Source organism: Changpingibacter yushuensis (assembly GCF_014041995.1).
In the GTDB taxonomy this organism is placed as follows: domain Bacteria; phylum Actinomycetota; class Actinomycetes; order Actinomycetales; family Actinomycetaceae; genus Changpingibacter; species Changpingibacter yushuensis.
The window spans coordinates 61,603-78,799 of sequence record NZ_CP059492.1; the positions used below are offsets into that span (position 1 = coordinate 61,603).

Consider the following 17,197-nt stretch of genomic DNA (forward strand, 5'->3'; position numbering starts at 1 on the left):
CTAGCTGGTGTGATACGCCGCGATCAGTCTTCGATCCAGTTCGCAAGCAGATTGCTGTAGCGTTCTGCATCTTCATCTTCAAAGATGTTGAACACAATGAGGCGAATAACCCCGGTGCCATGCTTGACAAGCCAACGATTGACTGTGGTCAGAGCAATGCTACTTGCCTCTTCAAAGGGGAACCCGTTCTCACCTGTGGAGAGTGCGCAGAACGAGACCGTGTGGATATCACCCTTCTCCAGCGCGAGGTCAAGGCATGAGGTGTAGCAGCTGGCGAGTGCCTCGCGGTCAGCATCTGTGATCACGCCGTTCTGAATGCGTGGACTGACGGTGTGTAACACGTACTTCGCTGGGAGGCAGTAGCCTCGGGTCAACTTGGCGCCGCCGATTTCTTCATCGGAGCCTTGAAGTTCATGAATGATCGCACAATCGTTGCGCAGCCAAGGGCCGGCTTGACCCTGAATATAGTTATCGATGCACGGGTGAAGCGAATTGCGGCAGCCCTGAAGATCGGGGAGCGCAGCGTTCACCACGGCGTCCACTACGAGTTCGCGAACGTCTCCACGCCACACTGCAACGTTTCGAGCTGAACCGTAATCTGACTGCGGCCACATTTCATTGATCCGCATGAGGTTGGCGCCTGTGGTGCGGCCCAAGTGTGCGGAGTGGCGAACTAGGAGGCTCCGGATTGCGTTGGAGACTTCCTCAGGAAGTTCGCTGGGGGTGCGCTTCATCAGTTCCACACGAAGTGTGTTGAACAGGCCACTCATCGTGAAGACGGAGCGTTCTGGGCGCGGTTCGTCTAGCGGGCGGCCCTCGAGGCCGTTGAGCGCGACGTTAATGAGTTCGTCGAATGACCGCGGATCATTATCAGTGTCTGGGAGCGGCTCATCCAGGTGAATAGCGTCCCGATAAGCGGACAAGGGCAGCATCTAGTGTCTCCTTCTATCGTTCTGACACCAATTTACCCGCCCCAGAGTGCCTGCGCAGATTGTGGGACTCTTCCCTCACCGGATGTGTCTGTGGATCCAGCTACTCTTGAGCCATGACAAACTGGCTTTCACCTGCTGATATCGCGGACATCCTAGGCCTACAGCCACACGATGTCCTTGAAGGCTTGGCCAAGCTTCATCTGGCTGAAGGGTCGCACCCCACAGATTTGGCCGAACGTCACACTCTCGCGGGAACCCTCTTTGAATCTGGGCGTCCCCAAACACTCTGGCACCCCGATACCCTCGATCTTCTCGAAGGCATCGGAATGCGTGCCTCTGCACCAGGGTTTCGCACACTGGACTCCGATTTCTACTACGCCGATGATCTGTTTGGTGAGGAACTCGGGCTTGAGGTGGGATTGGCATCGGATACTGAAGGTGCGGCGGCGGTGCAGCCGTTGGCGGCGCAGGGTCCAAGTACCGTGAAAGCTCCCATAGGCGCGGCCGATGCACAACCGGTTACCGGGGAGGGTACCGGGCCGATCGGGAAAATCAAGCTGGGGTACGCCGCCGTAGTCGCCACTGATGGTGCCTGTTCAGGAAATCCGGGGCCGGGCGGTTGGGCTTGGGTGGAACAGGTCAGTGGTGCGCGCAGCAGCGGTGGTGCCGCTCGCACTACCAACAACATTATGGAGCTCACGGCCCTCATTGAGGGACTTGAGTATGTGGGGCCAGCACCAGATCTGCTCATCCGTTGCGATTCGCAGTACGTGATCAACACGGTCACGAAGTGGGCACCCGCATGGCGTCGAAAGGGATGGAAGAAATCCGACGGCAAACCCGTGAAGAACCGCGAACTGGTGGAACGATTGCTCAATCTTTATGAGAACCGTACTGGCCGCACTGACGTGGAATGGGTCAAGGGCCACGCAGGTGATCAGGCGAATGAGTTGTGCGACTCCCTCGCGGTAGCTGCCTCGCGAAAGTACGGGAAGTAGTGGGAAGTAGACTGAAACCATGAATCTCACTCATCCGCCCGTGGCACGGAAAGTCCCCACGGAACGCCTGTTCCACGGTGATTCGTACACTGACAACTTCGAATGGTTCCGTGATAAGGCCAGCCCTGAGGTCATTGACCACCTCAATGCTGAGAACGCATGGACCTCCCAGAACACCGCTCACCTCGGGCCTCTGACGGAGAAGATCGTGGGCGAACTGGCTGCGCGTACGCAGGAGTCAGACATCGGCGTTCCTCAACGCGACGGCGATTGGTGGTACCTACGGCGCACGTGGGAGGGCAAGCAGTACCCGGCGGTATACCGCGTTCCTGCGCTGACGGAACTTCGTCCATCCCAAGCAGTGCTTCAGAGTGAAGCAGGTGAGCAGCTGGTATATGACGGCAACTCGTTGGCCGAAGGCCAGGAGTTCTTTGCCACCTCAGAGTTTGTTGCGTCGCCCAATGGAAAACTTGGCGCGCTTGGCGTGGATTTCTTGGGTGATGAGCACTTCACTCTGCGCATTTTCGACATCGAATCGGGCATGATCGTTGACGATTCCGTGGCGGGGCTCGGATACGGTTTGGCATGGACGGCGGACTCTTCTGGTGTCGTCTATGCGCGGGTTGACGATGCTTGGCGCACGTATCAAGTGTGGCTACATACCGTAGGCACAACCTCTGAATCGGATCGGCTGCTCTATGAAGAACCGGACGAACAGTTCGAGATCTGGCACGTGCCATCTCGCGATGGGCAGTGGATTGTTATCAACTCCGCTTCGCGAACTACTTCTGAGGTTCGGCTAGTTTCAACTCATCAGCCTCTTGCCACCCCGATACTGGTGTGTCCGCGCACGCACGGGCTTGAGTACTCAGTGGAGCCTGCCAACGATCACTTGTTGATCATTCACAACGCCAACTTCGCGGACTTTGAACTCGCAACCGCGCCCATCCGCACCGCCGCGCCCTTCGAATGGGTGTCAATCCTTGAGCCTGAACCCGGCGAGCGAATCCTTGATGTTGATGCGTTCCGCGATTTTGCCGTAATTTCTATGCGGTCAGGTGGCCAGACTGCCCTGCGCGTCACGCGCAGGCTTGCCTCGTGCCACGATCTGAAGGAAGGGCCAGTTGGCTACAAGGAGCCCCACGAACGGCCTATATGGGAACGGTCTGAGCCGGTGCCGGCTGAACCGCTCCATACAATCGAGTTCTACCAGTCCAATGATTGGGAAGCGCAAGACATCGCGTTCACAAGCGAGTCAACGCTGACCCCACCGCGTACCAGCAGCTACCGAGTTGAAACGGGCGAGGTACGGGTACTTAAGGAACTGCCTACTCCTAACTATGACTCATCTGCTTACGTTCAAGAGGGCGTATTGGTCACAGCAGCGGACGGCACCCCGATTCCCTTGACCATCGTTCGTCGTCGCGATGTGAAGCCTGATGGCACTAACCCTGGATACATCTACGGCTACGGATCCTACGAAGTATCCAATGATCCCCAGTTCTGGCCAGGGTATATCTCTCTCCTGGATCGCGGTGTGGTTGTGGCGTGGACTCACGTGCGTGGCGGCGGCGAAATGGGCCGCGAGTGGTACGACAACGGCAAGATGATGACCAAGAAGAACACGTTCACTGATTTCGTGGACTGCTCGCGCTGGTTGATCTCGAGCGGCTGGGTGAACGTGGATCGGCTAGCAGCAGAAGGTCGTTCGGCAGGTGGGCTGCTCATGGGTGCCGTTGTGAACCTTGATCCGAGCCTCTATCGCGCAGTGCATGCTGGTGTGCCGTTTGTTGATGCGCTTACCACCATGCTCAAGCCAGAGCTTCCCCTCACGGCAGGCGAATGGGAGGAGTGGGGAAACCCCATTACGGATAAGGAAGCGTATGAGTACATGAAGTCATACGCTCCCACTGAGAACGTGCAAGCAGTGCAGTACCCGGCGATCTTGGCCACCACGTCACTCAACGACGTGCGAGTTTCTTACGTTGAGCCTACGAAGTGGGTGCAGATACTCAGGGAGACTACCAAGAACCAGAGTGGGCGCCCGATTCTTGAAAAGATTGAAATGGTCGCGGGGCATGGCGGCAAGCGCGGACGCTACGACAAGTGGCGCCAACAGGCATTCATCCTTGCTTGGCTGCTTGACCAAATCGGTGCGGCAGAACAACTGGTTGAAGGCGAGGGCGCCCAGTGAGCAGGCGGGACTAGATCTGCGCCTCGTGAGCAGCAGTGCGCCACGACCCAAACCGTTGGCGGATCGCTGCACCCGAAGGCACGCCGCCACGGCGGCCCGTATCCTTAATCCACTGCTGGTATGCCTTATAGCTCGGCGAGATTCCGCGCTTGGCCGACCAGATGGAGAAACTGCGCAACGCGTGGATGTAGTCCTGATCTGAGAACTTGAGCCCTCCGCGCTTGCGCCCCAGCTGGGAGCGCAAGCCAACGTTGTCAAGCGCATCGTTCCAGTAACCATTGAACCGTTTGATGATGGTCTGAGACGTGGGCGGCCAGGCGAGTTTGCCTCGTCCGGTATCTACGCCAACTTCGCTGGCCAACTTCGAGCGCTCTTGGTCATACTGCTTTGCCGTGAGGGTCAGTTCGGGGTTGTTCTTGATGGCAAGTTCGGCGGCCGCGGCCAGCCCAAGCAAGACCTCGAGATGCTTGACATGCTGCGGGGGGAGGTTGCGCACTAGGTCCTCGCGCAGATCGTCAGAAATCTCCCGTGGATCCACGGGATCGAGGTTGCGCACCCGTGCGAACACGGTCAGCAATCCGAGCGTCAACAGCTCCTTGGAGAACTTCTGATTGGGGCCGGAAGGAACGGGTTCGGCCAAGTACGCCAGCAAAGCTAATGTGGCCTCAGCCGAGAGCTCGGAGGCGTGATCGAGTTCCATATGGTAGTCGTCTTCTGCGCTTGGCCCGCACAGGTCGGAGACGCACCGGACGGCGATAAAGGGAACGTTCCATGCAGCGCACACCTGTGCCGCGGCCGTGGTCTCCATGTCGGTTGTCAGCGCGTCCGGGAACTTGGAGCGCATATCACCGATGTTGCGTGCGGTGACGAATGAATCCCCGGAAAGCATCTGCCCCCGTTTGACGTCCAACGGGCAGTGTTCCAGCAGTTCTTCTGCCCCTTGAAACACGGCGGGTTGCCCCGGAATTTGGCCGGGTGCGTACCCAAATGCCGTGGCATCCGCAGTGCCGTACGTGTAGGACGTGCCAACCACTACGTCACCCACCCGAATGTCTGGTGCCAGGCCGCCCGCGGTTCCGGTAAACAGCACAACCTTGGGTGAGAATCGAGCTAGTGCCCATCCCAGCACGGAAGCTGTGGCGACCAATCCGATCCCTGTTTTGAGGATGACTGTGTTGCCATGGGTGGAGGCGGCAACCCATGCTGATGCAACGGGGCAGGCCATCTTGGCGGGCTTGGTGGCGGTGGCTTCAAGCGCCGCCAGAACTGGCCGGACTTCTTCTTCCTGAGCGGCCAGAACGATTGCGCGAATGCGTATCACGGGGTGACCTCCTGAACGTGAGCCCATTCGGGCTTGCTGGTGAGCATTGCTCGAACCGCTTCTTGGGCCCCGAGCAGTGAATGGTGTGCGCCCCAACCGCATTGAACCTCGTTGGCGGCGGGTACTTCGCTTGCATTGAGAATATCGGCGAATGTCTGGGCAATGAGCTCAATGGTTCCCGGTACGTCGGGTTGCGCGGCAAGGATCAAATAAAAGCCTGTCTGGCATCCCATGGGAGAAAAGTCGACGACGACGTCGCTATGGTTACGTGCGAATTCGGCGAACGAATGCTCGATTGAATGCACGGCATCCATCTCAAGGTGAGCGACGTTTGGCTGGCAGAACCGGACGTCATACTTCGTCAGCACGTCGCCATGGGGAAGGTGCTTAACGTCAGCCACTCGTACGAAAGGGGCCGAAACGGTGCGGTGGTCAAGGTTGAACGACTCGACGTTCATTCGTGGCATTTCAGTTCCTCGTCTGTGTACGGTGAGCGAAGGCGCTTCAGGGCCCCGCCGCCCAGTCACTTCATTATGGCCTATACCGCCAGAGAATGCAGCATGCTATAGAGGGATCTGTGGTGGCGTTAAGCGCATTTGGGGGCGTTGGTGGCAAGGGCCCACGTGAGCCCTCTTCCGACCGGTGGGGCATGGCGGACCGCTCAGGCAATGCGCACCAACCGGGCATGGCAGACGAACCGGGCATGGCAGACGAACCGGGCATGGCGGACCAACCGGGCATGGCAGACGAACCGGGCATGGCAGACGAACCGGGCATGGCAGACGAACCGGGCATGGCGGACAGCCCGGTCCACAATTCCCTACGATTTCCCAGTATCCACACACCGTCTTTTTGGGAAAGTGGTGTTATCTAGTTCTTGTCGGTAGGTGACCGGAGAGCGTGACTCCTCCCTACCACGGGGCACATTCGGACAAGTGTCCCAGACAACTGAATAAAGATTCCTCTGGCCCGCGCATGGCGCGAAAGCTCTCAGATGTGTGCACAACGTGTTTCCCCGTTGTGAGAGAGCGACCTTCAGATACAGAGGAATCCGGCGGGCGGCGACTTTCGTGGGGTTGCCGCCCGCACAGTTGTCAATGAGGGTGCGTGGACGATTGTCAATGAGGGTGCGTGGACGATTCGGCCTTCGTAGCGGGCACATTGACCCTGTTCTCATAGGTGTGCTTATTTCGGTTTTCCTGCTGCTGTGCCGGTAGTCTCGGAGTAGATTTGTGACCGCTCATGTCCGAAGGTGGTGAAAACCGTGCGTGCACGCACTCACGTGGCTGCTGGCTTCCTTGCGCTGTTTTTGGGCTTGACCCCATCGGCGCTAGCCACAACCGCTTCACCTTCACCTTCCCCTTCTGAAGATCCCGCGCCCGCAATCGTCTACGAATCTGATGTGGATCCTGACGTTGTCCCCATGTTCAAAGGCGTTGAGATGCTCGACGACGACGTTCTCGCCGCAAGTATGGATTACGTCATCCGTGCTAACACGTACGCCAGTGATACGCGGATCAGTCAGGCGCTTGCGGATGCGAAGGCGTCGTCGTCGGAATCGGTGTATGTGGTCAACGGACTTGGAAAAGACCTCGCGGGGTACTACCAACGGGGATCTGAAGGGGGCTCGTTGCCGCTGACCACTGGGCTTATCGCTCAGGTGAACCTCGGAGACGGTGAGGGTGTCACACCTGCTTGGGATTCGCTGGGCAAGGTGGCGGAAACGTACCAGATCGCGAGTCCTCTGACCACACATGCGGAACAGCTCAATGCGCTGGGCGATGGGGAGCAGGCAGAGTTCAGCTTCATAAGCCACGGCGCGTTTCTTGCATATGAGGAAGCGCTTGTGCTTGCCACGATGCTTCCTGAAGTTGGGCCGCAGATCATTGCTAGCGGAGCTGATGTGGCAGAAAGCCAGATCGTTCTGGGCGTGAGTTCACCGATCGATGTGATTGGTGCACGGGCGCTCGCGACTCGCACGGTAGCTGCCAGGTGGAGTGATGAGGACTTCCGTGTGAGCCTGTATGCTGCCCGCGATGAACTGCGCAGCTATCTAGCGCAGTACTGTGAGGCCGAACTGGGCAATGCGGACTTGGCGTCCTGCCTCACAAGTCAGGTGGATTCGGGTCGCAACGCGAGCACTGACCAAGCGGTGGCTGCCAGCCGTTTCGCGCTGACCTATGGTTTGCCCGCCACGGGTGACACCACAGTGACTGTCACTGTTCCTCCCGGAGCCGAGAATCTCATACTTACGGCATTCCCAGACCTCAGTGCTTCTCAACGCAGAGCTATTCTTGAGCAAACCGCGCTAAAGTCCGGTTATCCTTTGGATCTTTCCGGCAAGCTGGCCCGCGGGGGAGATGTGGGATGGACGCGTCTGGACCTTGCCGCTGCTATGGCGTCGCTTCCGCAAGTGAACGCCGACGGTTCGGTTACGGTGTCACGCCACGAGTTGGAGATCGAGATTGGTGACCCCACCCAGAATCCGGAGCCGGATGCGAATGGGTGGAGCATTGGCGCCTTCTTTGATCAGCCCGCTTTGTGGACTGTGCTCGTGGGATTTGGCGCTATCGGCGCTGTGGTGCTTGTGAGTGTGCGGCGGCGTCGCAAGCCGTAAGTATGGACCTGTGCCAAAAAGGCAACTACAAGGGAATCCAGATTCCAGACTATTCCCAGCTTAGTCCCATGACTTCTTGAGGCTGGGTTGGTTTCATAATGGTGTCGGCAGTAAAACCGGCCGCTTTGGTTCTGTGGAATTGATTCTCCTGAATGTGTGTGGGAGCCAGAGTCGCTGGTGGAGCTACCCGGACGCCAACAACCATTCGTGGTGTGGTTGTTGAGTGGTTACCCAACTAAATATCCCATCTGGTAGTGACAGCAGCGCTCCACATGGACTTCTCGGTATTCCTTTCCCGGGAACGTCCATTGAGAATTCAGATGGAGACGGGCGGCGATGTGTGGATCGCCGCCCGTCTGACGTTGAGTTATTGGTGCAGCGCGTTTGGGTACGGCCTTAACTCAGTCGGGCACGGGTCTAGTTGGCTTGGGTACGGCCTTAACTCCGTCGGGCACGGGTCAAGCTGACCATGGCACGGGTGCAGGTCACTTCAGACCAAGCTTCATCCACTCCTCGCCGCGCACCCTGAAGAACATGGTGACTCCACGTAGGCTCATGAAGATAAGTGCGTACGCAGCCCACAGCAAGATCTGGCCCGTGGCACCGGTGGCAAGGACTTGGATGATGAGGGCGACAGGAGCAAATCCCGCCAATGCCACCACCATATAGATTGCCAGCCTCCGCGTATCGCCCGCTCCGATGAGCACTCCGTCCAGCATGTACGCCACTGAGGCTATCGGCATTGCGAGGGCTGTAACCCACATGGTGTGGGTGGCGAGTGCGTGAACGTCCGGATCGCTGGTCATAAGAATGGGCAGTATCCAACTGAGAGCAAACATGGCCACGCCAAGCCACGTTCCGTAGTAAACACCTCGGTTGAGGCACCTGTTGAGCACGGCGCGCACGCGGGCTTTCTTGCCTGAACCCAAACCCTGGCCCACCAGGATTTGAGCCGAGGTAGCCAAGGCGTCCAGCCCGAATGCTGCAAAGTTCCAGAAGCTCATTGTGATTTGGTTTGAGGCTAGGGCGACGGTGCCCATGCTTGTGGCAACAGAGATCTGGAGGAGGATCGCCAGACGCAGCGATATTGTCCGAACGATGAGTGGACCGGCGTCCTTGACGGAGGTGAGTACTCCAGCGCCAGATGGAAGTAGTGACGTGTTGTGTTCCCGAGCCTTCTTGACGACGACGGCGCAGAGCCACGCGCCCATGAAGGTCTGGGCGATAGCGGTTCCGGCACCGGCGCCTGCGATACCGAAGTGGGCGATGTAGATCAGGGAGTAGTTGAGCGGAATGTTAAGGAGGGCTCCGGCTGTGGTGGCATACAACGGAGTGGTGGTGTTTCCTAATCCGCGAATTGCGCCGGTGGCCGCTAGCACGAGCAGCATTCCAGGAAGGCCAAAAGCGGAGGCCCGCAGGTAGTGGATCGCTTGCTCGAGCACCTGGGGTTCTGGGTTGAAGAGTTGGAGTAGCGGACTCGCGAAGATGAAGAGGATTACTCCGAGAACGAGGCCCAGTACTGCGGCCAACCATATTCCATCCACTCCCTGGCGGATTGCGCGGTCTGTGTGCCCGGCTCCGTGGAGGCGAGCGGTGGCAGCAGTGGTGGCGTAGGTCAGGAAGATACACAATCCAACCACTGTGGTGAGGATAGTTGATGCCAGAGATAAGCCCGCCAGCGGGGTGGTCCCAAGGTGTCCAACCATGGCTGAATCCACGGCTATGAGCAGCGGTTCGGCGAGTAGAGAGCCGAGTGCGGGCAGAGCGAGCCTGCGTATCTCACGATCGATTGCTCCGGGTGATCCGTTGGGTTCGGTGAACTGGTCTTGGTCTGCCACCAGTCCAGCCTAGTTGGTGATCTCGCTGCGGCCGAAGTGCCTGCGAGCCTGTGAATAACTTGTCACTGTGATGCGGGTACGCGGTTCGATCAGAAGCCGTCTCGAAAAATGGAATTGATCTGTCCGATTAATGGTTAGGAGCGAGCACAATTGGTGACTTCCGGGGCTTGACGAGTGTCCTCCATGTCGTCCACATCACAACACTTCGTGTTGGGGTTGAGGTATTGCGAGTCACATTTGAGCAATTGTGGATGGAAATGATGAATGGAGATATCCACCGATGTGGATAACGCTGGGGACGAAATGACGCCAATCTGATCCAAGTTATCCCCAATTGTGCACATCTCTAGGAGAATGTGTGGATAAGTACCACCAATTCCCCACAGGAAACGCGAGTTATATCCACATCATCTTCGGCGTGTATTCACAGAACGAATGTTTGAACAACTTGCATATCGGCATTCGATTGTGCTTGGGAACCGAGGTTGTACAGGCATTCTCACTTTCCCCGCCGCCGTGGCACGGTGGCACTATGCTGGAGGGCTGAACGGCACGCGAGGGCACCTCGCATGTGGCAGCGGGCCGCACCACGGAATCGTCCCGATGAGCAGAACTAAGAGGTGGATGTATGACGGCAGTAAGTGACGGACTCGGCGGGTCTTCCTTCGAGCGGACTCCACCCCAGAACATTGACGCGGAGATGTCAGTGCTCGGTGGCATGCTCTTGTCAAAGGATGCCATTGCGGACGTCATCGAGATTCTGCAGGTTTCCGATTTCTACCGCCCTGCACATGGAACGATCTACACAATCATCCTCGAACTGTTCGGCAAAGGTGAACCAGCCGATGCCATTACTGTGGGTGCGGAGCTAAAGAGGATCGGTGAACTCGAACGGATCGGCGGCCTGCCCTACATTCACACGTTAGTTGCCAGCGTTCCAACTGCGGCAAATGCGGCCTATTACGCGGATATCGTCCGCGAACAAGCCGAATTACGCGCGCTCGTAGAGGTTGGTACTCGGATTGTCCAGCTCGGATACACAACCGATGGCGCTGATGTAGCTGGATTAGTGAACACAGCTCAGTCAGAAGTACTGGCAATTACTGAGAAGCGCCATGCAAGTGAGTACACAACACTCAGTGAGATCGTTCCTGATCTCTACAGCGAGCTTGAGGCGAACGCGAATCGCGATGGTGGCCTGCAGGGAGTATCAACAGGCTTCTCTGAGCTCGATTCGAAGCTCAACGGGCTGCGTCCGGGTCAAATGGTGATCGTGGCAGCGCGTCCAGGCATGGGAAAGTCGACGCTCGCAATGGACTTCTGCCGCTCCGCGGCGGTGCACAATGATATTCCCTGTGCCTACTTCTCCCTAGAGATGAGCCGGACGGAACTGTCCATGAGGCTTTTGGCAGCCGAATCGAGGGTGTTTCTTGACCGAATGATCAAGGGAGAACTCACTTCGGATGATTGGCAGCGAATCGCACTCACGCTGGACAAGGTATCTAGCGCACCCTTGATCGTGGACGATTCGCCAAACCTGACTCTTGGTGAGATTAGGGCCAAGAGCCGGCGCATGAAGCAGCAGCATAATATCCAGCTCATTGTGATCGACTACTTGCAGCTTCTGACATCAGGAAAGAAGATCGAGTCGCGCCAGCAAGAGGTCTCAGATTTCTCGCGCTCCATTAAACTCTTGGCGAAGGAACTGGATCTGCCCATCGTGGCGGTAGCGCAGCTCAATCGTGACCCAGAGAAGCGCAATGACAAGCGCCCACAGGTGGCTGACTTGCGCGAATCTGGATCGTTGGAGCAGGATGCCGACGTGGTGCTCCTCATCCATCGCGACGATGTCAACGGGCAGGAATCAGAACGCCCTGGAATGGCCGAAATCATCATCGGAAAGCAGCGGTCTGGGCCCACCGGCAAGGTGGAACTCGCATTCCAAGGCCACTTCGCAAGGTTTGCTGAGGTAGCTCAATAGACTGTTTGCAGGAACGCGTGTGGGCGAGGAATCCTCGCCCACACGCGTTCGATTTGCCCCTGCCAGCCGCCACTCAGGCGGTGTAAGCACCTTGCCATACAGTTGAGAATGGAGTGTGTGCACCAACACGAGCTGCAATGCCTGCTGTAACCATTTCCTTTGCCACGCGAACGGCATCATGGATATCTGCACCCTTGGCCAGCTCAGCGGTGATAGCTGCTGCGAGCGTGCAGCCGGCTCCAGAAACGCGCTCCTCGCCTATCTTGGGAACCGAATACGCGGTGGCTTCCGTGCCGTCCCAAAGGACGTCCACGGCATCCGGCCCTGGGAAGTCGATTCCACCCTTGACGATTACATAGGAGGGTCCCTGTTCGGCAATCCTGCGACCGGCTTCCGCGAGATCCTCCACGGTTTCAAGCTTCTCCATACCAGCCAAGGTGCATGCTTCGAAGTAGTTCGGAGTGGCAACTGTGGCCAGTGGCAAGATCTTCTCCCGCAGGGCGGTGTCTGTATCGAGTGCAGCCCCTGGCTCTTGTCCCTTACAAATGAGAACTGGATCAAGAACGATGTTGGCCCAAGACTGCCTAGCTAAGCCCGCGGCCACGGCATCGATTGTTGCTGGGTGCCCCAGCATGCCAATCTTCACTGTGTCTATATCCTGAGCAGTGAGTGTGGCTTCCATCTGATCGTGGATAACTGTGGGGTCTACCGGTACAAACCGGTGTGCCCAGCCGTTGTTTGGGTCAAACGAGACGATACAGGTCAGCGTGCCCATCCCGTAGACGCCGAGCTGCTGGAAGGTCTTGAGATCGACCTGAAATCCGGCTCCGCCTGTAGCTTCCGATCCGGCGATGGTGTACGCAAAGTTGACCATTGAAATCCTCTTTTCCGCCATATTGGCTATGAAGCACATGCTAAGCCTGAATGACAGACCCTGCCTAGCTCGTGCGACACTGTGGACATCCGCGTGATGAAGAGCTTTATGGGCCACCGCGGTACGGCTAGATGGACCGTGTCATCGTGTCAGGGTTGTAACCAGTGCGGCCGGCTTCTCCTCGGTCCAATTCGTTGAGCAGCTCAACGTCAGAAACCGTCAGTTCAACCTCCTGTGCCGCGAAGTTCTCCCGAATCCGCGATTCCGTCACGGACTTCGGGAAGATGACGTGACCCTTGGCTAGGTGCCATGCCAGAACCGCTTGCGCGGGAGTGCAGCCATGCTTCTCGGCAATCGCGGCGACCGTTGGCTCAGCAACAATGATTCCGCGAACTAACGGCGCCCATGCCTCGATGCAGATGTTGTTCTCGCGGCAGAATTCCGCAACTCCCACATTCTGGAAGTAGGGATGCAACTCGATCTGATCCACAGCTGGGACTGTCTCAGTCGCTTCAATGAGTTCTTCAAGATGGTGCTGCTGGAAGTTGGAGACCCCGATTGACTTTGATCGTCCATCTGCGGCGAACTCCTCCAGAACTTTCCACGTACTGATGAAGTCGCCACCATACTTGTCGGGCAAAGGCCAGTGAATGAGGAATAGGTCCACGTAATCGGTCTGCAGGTCCTCAAGAGACTGGGTGAAGGTTCGCCGCGCATCTTCGGGCCGATGGTTGGGGTTATCAAGCTTCGACGTTAAGAAGATATCTTCGCGGGCGATCCCGGACTCAGCAATGGCTCTGCCTACGGCGGCTTCGTTTCCATACATCTGCGCGGTATCAATGTGGCGGTATCCCAGTTCGAGTGCATATCCGACCGACCGAAGGGTATCCGCCTCTGACATCTTGTACGTGCCTAGCCCGAGCTGAGGTATGTGTTTCCCGCTGTTCAGGGGCAATTGTTGGATACTCATGCCCCCATTATTGCCGCTGAATGGGACCTGCGGCACTTTCCCGTCCAATCTGCTGAAGATCGCCAACAGGTGAGGTGGTTCACCTCCTGTGGAGATTGAGGCGGCGTGGGCCGTGGGTAGCCTTGAAGGCATGGAGACAACCGCGTACCGCATTGATGGCCACAAGATGCTCGAACACTGGATTACGGTGCCCTTGGATTACTTCGGAGCGATGGGGCTTCTCCCACATGATGGGGCAACACGCAACGTTCCCAGCACGATAGAAGTGTTTGCTCGCGAGTACGTTCGTGACGGGCATGATTCTGACCCGCGTCTGGTGTTCTTTCAAGGTGGTCCGGGTTCAGCGGGCCCGCGTATGGCGCCGATCGGTTCATGGCTGGAAACGGCGCTGGACCACTTCCGTGTGGTGCTCATTGACGAACGCGGAACTGGGAACTCACATCCACTTGAGGCGTTGGCTGTCACGGCTGCTGGCGACCCAGACGTTCAGGCCGCCTACCTTTCGTGTTTCCGGCAAGATTCCATTGTTCGCGACGCCGAGGCATTGCGTGAAGCTCTTCAAGGAGACCTCCCGTGGGCCACGCTGGGGCAGAGCTTCGGCGGCTTCACCGTCACGGCATACCTAGCGCAGAGCCCCAAGGGCCTTTCGGAAGCATTTATCACCGCGGGCCTTCCCTCCACGCATCTTCCGGCAGACGAGGTCTATCGCCGCACATACAAGTCCACCGCCACGCGCAACAAGGAGTTCTTCGCCCGCTATCCAGAAGATGAAGCGACGGCGTGGTTCATCGCCACACATCTGGCTGACGTGGAAGAGACCATGCCAAACGGCGAACGTCTCACTCCCGCCCGGTTCCGGCAACTTGGGATCGTTCTGGGATATTCCTACGGGCTGGAGCTCCTACATTTCCTGCTTGAGAACCCAGTGTGGCAATGCGGCGGTCAGCGCCGCCTGCGCCCGCAGTTCCTCGCGCGGGTATGTGAACAACTCTCATATGCACACAATCCGCTATACGGCGTGATTCACGAGGCCATCTATGGCCAGCGGTCTTCTGGCCCAACAGCGTGGGCTGCACAGCGCATGCGGGGTGAGTACCCAGAGTTTAGGCTCCCAGAGCTGGCTGCCGGTGGCAGTGGCGAACTGGACTTGCGCCGAGAAGAAGGTGGTTTCCGGTTCACTGGTGAGACGATCTACCCCTGGCAGGTGGCCAGCGATCCAGCGCTCGCACCCATGGCGGAGGCCGCTGAGAAGCTTGCGTTCCACACGCAGTGGCCGGAGTTGTATCCACAGGCCGCGCTCGCGGAGAATACCGTCCCCACCGCAGCGTGGATATACGTGGATGACATGTTCGTTCCCTACGAGATCTCGCTGGCAACGGCTCACGAGATTCGTGGCTTGAAGCCACTCATCACTAACGATTACCACCATGATGGCCTGCGCACTGGCGGACCTCAGATGATCGAGCGGCTCATCAAGGCCGTTCGGAGTTAGTTCTCGTGGTCTCCGAGTAGCCATGCGCGCACTTCGGCGTCGTCTTCAGCGCGAAGCCGAGCAACACTGGTCTTCTCGGAATGGAACCCAAGCTTGCCGTCATAAAAGGCACGGATCTTCTCCATGTCTGCCTCGATGTCACCAGTGATCTCCATGGTGCCGGCCCAGCCGTAGGTCTTTGTCGTGGAGTCGATGAAGCCGAGCTGGATGGGCATGCCCGTCTCTAACGCAATGCGATAGAAGCCTGACTTCCAGTAGCGCCGAGGTGAGCGCGTACCCTTCGGCGCAATGATAAGAGTGAAACTCTCATTCTGGCGGGCAGAGTTCACGAGGGAACCAACCATTCCGTGGTGGGCGGAGCGATCCGTTGAGATTCCGCCTACCGCCCGGATGATTGGCCCAATGACAGGCGCCTTGATGGCTGAGTCCTTGACCAGGAATTTGAAGGGTCGCCCCACCTTCCAGAAGGCCATCAGCATCAACCAGCCATCCCAGTAGGACGTGTGTGGTGCACCGATTGCGACGACCTTCGGTGGAAGCTCCTCATGGACAAAAGTCCATTTGGAGAACTTCATGTATGTCGAGGCGATTGCCTGCTTGATATTCACGCTGGACTCGATTCGTCGGCTTCTGTGCGGAAACTGGAGGCGAATCACGCCGGGACCGCACGGTCTCTACTAGCAAGGGTCTTCCGTAGCAGGACGGAAAACCCTTCGCAAGGTTACCTCAGAGTAGGAATGAGAAGGCGGGTGAGTTCGGCTCGAGCTTCTCGATGTGAAGGCGCGACGCCTCCATCCGGTCTAGCAGCCCGGGCAGGTTGGCCGGATCATCGATTTCGATTCCCACGAGTGCTGGACCGGTCTCACGATTGTTCTTCTTCGTGTATTCGAATAGAACGATATCGTCACCCTCACCTAGAACATCGTCAAGGAAGTGCCGCAGAGCGCCGGGTTCTTGCGGGAACGTGACGAGGAAGTAATGGCGCAGTCCTTCATACACAAGCGAGCGTTCGACGACGTCGTCGTACCGCGAAACGTCGTTGTTTCCACCGGAAACTATGCATGCGATAGGCCCGTCTGGAAGGTCAGGGAGGAAGCGGGCAACTGCGGCGGTGGCCAGGGCGCCAGCGGGTTCGGCGATAATGCCTTCCACTTGGTAGAGGTCGAGCATCTCCGTGCAGATGGCACCCTCGGGGACGGAAATGATCTCATCCACAAGGTCGCGGGCAATGCGATAGGTGATGTCGCCCACGCGTGCCACAGCAGTGCCATCGGCAAAAGCATCGATTTCGGGAAGAGTGACTGGGCCGCCGGCTTCGAGTGCGGCCGCCATTGAGCGCGCTCCCTCCGGTTCCACCCCAACGATATGGACTTCGGGGTGGAACGTGCGGAGCCAGATCGCAGTTCCTGCAAGCAATCCGCCGCCGCCGACCGGCACCACAACTGTTGCGGGTATTTCGGATGCCTGCTCGAATATCTCCTTGACTACGGTTCCTTGACCAGCGATGGTGCGAGGGTCGTCAAAGGGATGGACGTAGGTTGCGCCATGATCGCGACTGTATTCCTGTGCTGCCGCCGAAGCTTCGTCAAAGGTGGCTCCGCCGATGACTTGTTCAATCCAACGCCCGCCAATATCGCGGATTCGGGAGCGCTTCTGGCGTGGGGTGGTACTGGGTAGGAACACCTTGCCGTGAATCTTCAGCTGGCGGCAGGCGAATGCGACACCCTGGGCATGATTCCCGGCTGAGGCGCACACAATTCCGCTTTCGCGTTCCTCTTGTGAAAGTGAGGAGATGAAGTTGTAGGCGCCGCGCACTTTGTAGGAACGGCCCACTTGGATATCCTCACGCTTGAGGAGCACAGGCTGGCGCCGAATCCCCGAAAGGCGCAGTGAGAGGTCGAGGGGAGTGTGACGGACCGTGTTGCCTAAGGTTTGAGCGGCGACGACCACGTCGACTCCACTGGGTAGTTCGCTTGCCAT

Annotated in this window: 14 protein-coding genes; 6 read left to right on the forward strand and 8 right to left on the reverse strand. The window is 57.9% G+C overall.

Annotated features, from left to right (window positions below; translation table 11 throughout):
- Window positions 1-23: 23 nt before the first annotated feature.
- Window positions 24-932, reverse strand: a complete 909-nt coding sequence (locus tag H2O17_RS00260; RefSeq protein ID WP_182049823.1) for a macro domain-containing protein — start codon at window positions 930-932, stop codon at window positions 24-26.
- Between the two features lie 113 nt (window positions 933-1,045).
- On the opposite strand from H2O17_RS00260, the gene H2O17_RS00265 reads away from it, so the two are divergent.
- Together H2O17_RS00265 and H2O17_RS00270 are read left to right on the forward strand one after the other, a co-directional pair.
- Window positions 1,046-1,930 (forward strand): ribonuclease H family protein, encoded by an 885-nt coding sequence (locus H2O17_RS00265; RefSeq protein ID WP_182049824.1) that lies wholly within the window; start codon window positions 1,046-1,048, stop codon window positions 1,928-1,930.
- 19 nt (window positions 1,931-1,949) lie between these two features.
- A complete protein-coding gene (locus tag H2O17_RS00270) occupies window positions 1,950-4,124 on the forward strand; it encodes a S9 family peptidase (protein WP_182049825.1) in 2,175 nt (724 codons plus the stop codon).
- 10 nt (window positions 4,125-4,134) lie between these two features.
- Here the strand turns inward: H2O17_RS00270 and mtnN are convergent, their stop codons facing one another.
- Window positions 4,135-5,445 carry a 5'-methylthioadenosine/S-adenosylhomocysteine nucleosidase gene (gene mtnN / locus H2O17_RS00275; protein WP_246311262.1) on the reverse strand — a complete coding sequence of 437 codons (1,311 nt, stop codon included), beginning with the start codon at window positions 5,443-5,445 and terminating at the stop codon, window positions 4,135-4,137.
- Window positions 5,442-5,912, reverse strand: a complete 471-nt coding sequence (locus H2O17_RS00280) for an S-ribosylhomocysteine lyase (protein WP_182049827.1) — start codon at window positions 5,910-5,912, stop codon at window positions 5,442-5,444. The genes mtnN and H2O17_RS00280 overlap by 4 nt, the downstream gene beginning before the upstream one ends.
- 113 nt (window positions 5,913-6,025) lie before the next feature.
- Between H2O17_RS00280 and H2O17_RS00285 the strand changes: the two genes are divergently transcribed.
- Both H2O17_RS00285 and H2O17_RS00290 read left to right on the forward strand, forming a co-directional pair.
- Window positions 6,026-6,319 carry a hypothetical protein gene (locus tag H2O17_RS00285; protein WP_182049828.1) on the forward strand — a complete coding sequence of 98 codons (294 nt, stop codon included), beginning with the start codon at window positions 6,026-6,028 and terminating at the stop codon, window positions 6,317-6,319.
- Between the two features lie 390 nt (window positions 6,320-6,709).
- Window positions 6,710-8,062: a phosphatase PAP2 family protein gene (locus tag H2O17_RS00290; RefSeq protein WP_182049829.1), complete on the forward strand. Its 1,353-nt coding sequence runs from the start codon at window positions 6,710-6,712 to the stop codon at window positions 8,060-8,062.
- Window positions 8,063-8,547: 485 nt separating this feature from the next.
- Here the strand turns inward: H2O17_RS00290 and H2O17_RS00295 are convergent, their stop codons facing one another.
- Window positions 8,548-9,900: an MATE family efflux transporter gene (locus tag H2O17_RS00295; RefSeq protein ID WP_182049830.1), complete on the reverse strand. Its 1,353-nt coding sequence runs from the start codon at window positions 9,898-9,900 to the stop codon at window positions 8,548-8,550.
- Between the two features lie 628 nt (window positions 9,901-10,528).
- Here H2O17_RS00295 and dnaB point away from each other — a divergent pair.
- The gene (gene dnaB / locus H2O17_RS00300; RefSeq protein WP_182049831.1) at window positions 10,529-11,881 is read left to right on the forward strand and encodes a replicative DNA helicase; all 1,353 of its coding nucleotides are present in this window, start codon (window positions 10,529-10,531) and stop codon (window positions 11,879-11,881) included.
- A 73-nt stretch (window positions 11,882-11,954) separates the two neighbouring features.
- Here dnaB and thiD read toward each other — a convergent pair whose 3' ends face one another.
- Window positions 11,955-12,755, reverse strand: a complete 801-nt coding sequence (gene thiD / locus H2O17_RS00305; protein WP_182049832.1) for a bifunctional hydroxymethylpyrimidine kinase/phosphomethylpyrimidine kinase — start codon at window positions 12,753-12,755, stop codon at window positions 11,955-11,957.
- A 127-nt stretch (window positions 12,756-12,882) separates the two neighbouring features.
- Window positions 12,883-13,725: an aldo/keto reductase gene (locus H2O17_RS00310; protein WP_182049833.1), complete on the reverse strand. Its 843-nt coding sequence runs from the start codon at window positions 13,723-13,725 to the stop codon at window positions 12,883-12,885.
- Window positions 13,726-13,855: 130 nt separating this feature from the next.
- Here H2O17_RS00310 and H2O17_RS00315 point away from each other — a divergent pair, with 130 nt between their 5' ends.
- On the forward strand, window positions 13,856-15,217 hold the full coding sequence (locus H2O17_RS00315; RefSeq protein WP_182049834.1) for an alpha/beta fold hydrolase: 1,362 nt from the start codon (window positions 13,856-13,858) through the stop codon (window positions 15,215-15,217).
- Here the strand turns inward: H2O17_RS00315 and H2O17_RS00320 are convergent.
- Window positions 15,214-15,825 (reverse strand): 1-acyl-sn-glycerol-3-phosphate acyltransferase, encoded by a 612-nt coding sequence (locus H2O17_RS00320; RefSeq protein WP_182049835.1) that lies wholly within the window; start codon window positions 15,823-15,825, stop codon window positions 15,214-15,216. The two genes, H2O17_RS00315 and H2O17_RS00320, sit on opposite strands and share 4 nt — an antisense overlap.
- Before the next feature lie 118 nt (window positions 15,826-15,943).
- Window positions 15,944-17,197, reverse strand: a complete 1,254-nt coding sequence (gene ilvA, locus H2O17_RS00325) for a threonine ammonia-lyase IlvA (protein WP_182049836.1) — start codon at window positions 17,195-17,197, stop codon at window positions 15,944-15,946.

Bases quoted from the DNA above. Each gene is read 5' to 3' on its own strand.
- H2O17_RS00260 (WP_182049823.1), bottom strand. From the start codon at position 932: ATGCTGCCCTTGTCCGCTTATCGGGACGCTATTCACCTGGATGAGCCG.
- H2O17_RS00315 (WP_182049834.1), top strand. From the start codon at position 13,856: ATGGAGACAACCGCGTACCGCATTGATGGCCACAAGATGCTCGAACAC.
- H2O17_RS00280 (WP_182049827.1), bottom strand. From the start codon at position 5,912: ATGCCACGAATGAACGTCGAGTCGTTCAACCTTGACCACCGCACCGTT.
- thiD (WP_182049832.1), bottom strand. From the start codon at position 12,755: ATGGTCAACTTTGCGTACACCATCGCCGGATCGGAAGCTACAGGCGGA.
- H2O17_RS00270 (WP_182049825.1), top strand. From the start codon at position 1,950: ATGAATCTCACTCATCCGCCCGTGGCACGGAAAGTCCCCACGGAACGC.
- H2O17_RS00265 (WP_182049824.1), top strand. From the start codon at position 1,046: ATGACAAACTGGCTTTCACCTGCTGATATCGCGGACATCCTAGGCCTA.
- ilvA (WP_182049836.1), bottom strand. From the start codon at position 17,197: ATGGCAAGCGAACTACCCAGTGGAGTCGACGTGGTCGTCGCCGCTCAA.
- H2O17_RS00310 (WP_182049833.1), bottom strand. From the start codon at position 13,725: ATGAGTATCCAACAATTGCCCCTGAACAGCGGGAAACACATACCTCAG.
- dnaB (WP_182049831.1), top strand. From the start codon at position 10,529: ATGACGGCAGTAAGTGACGGACTCGGCGGGTCTTCCTTCGAGCGGACT.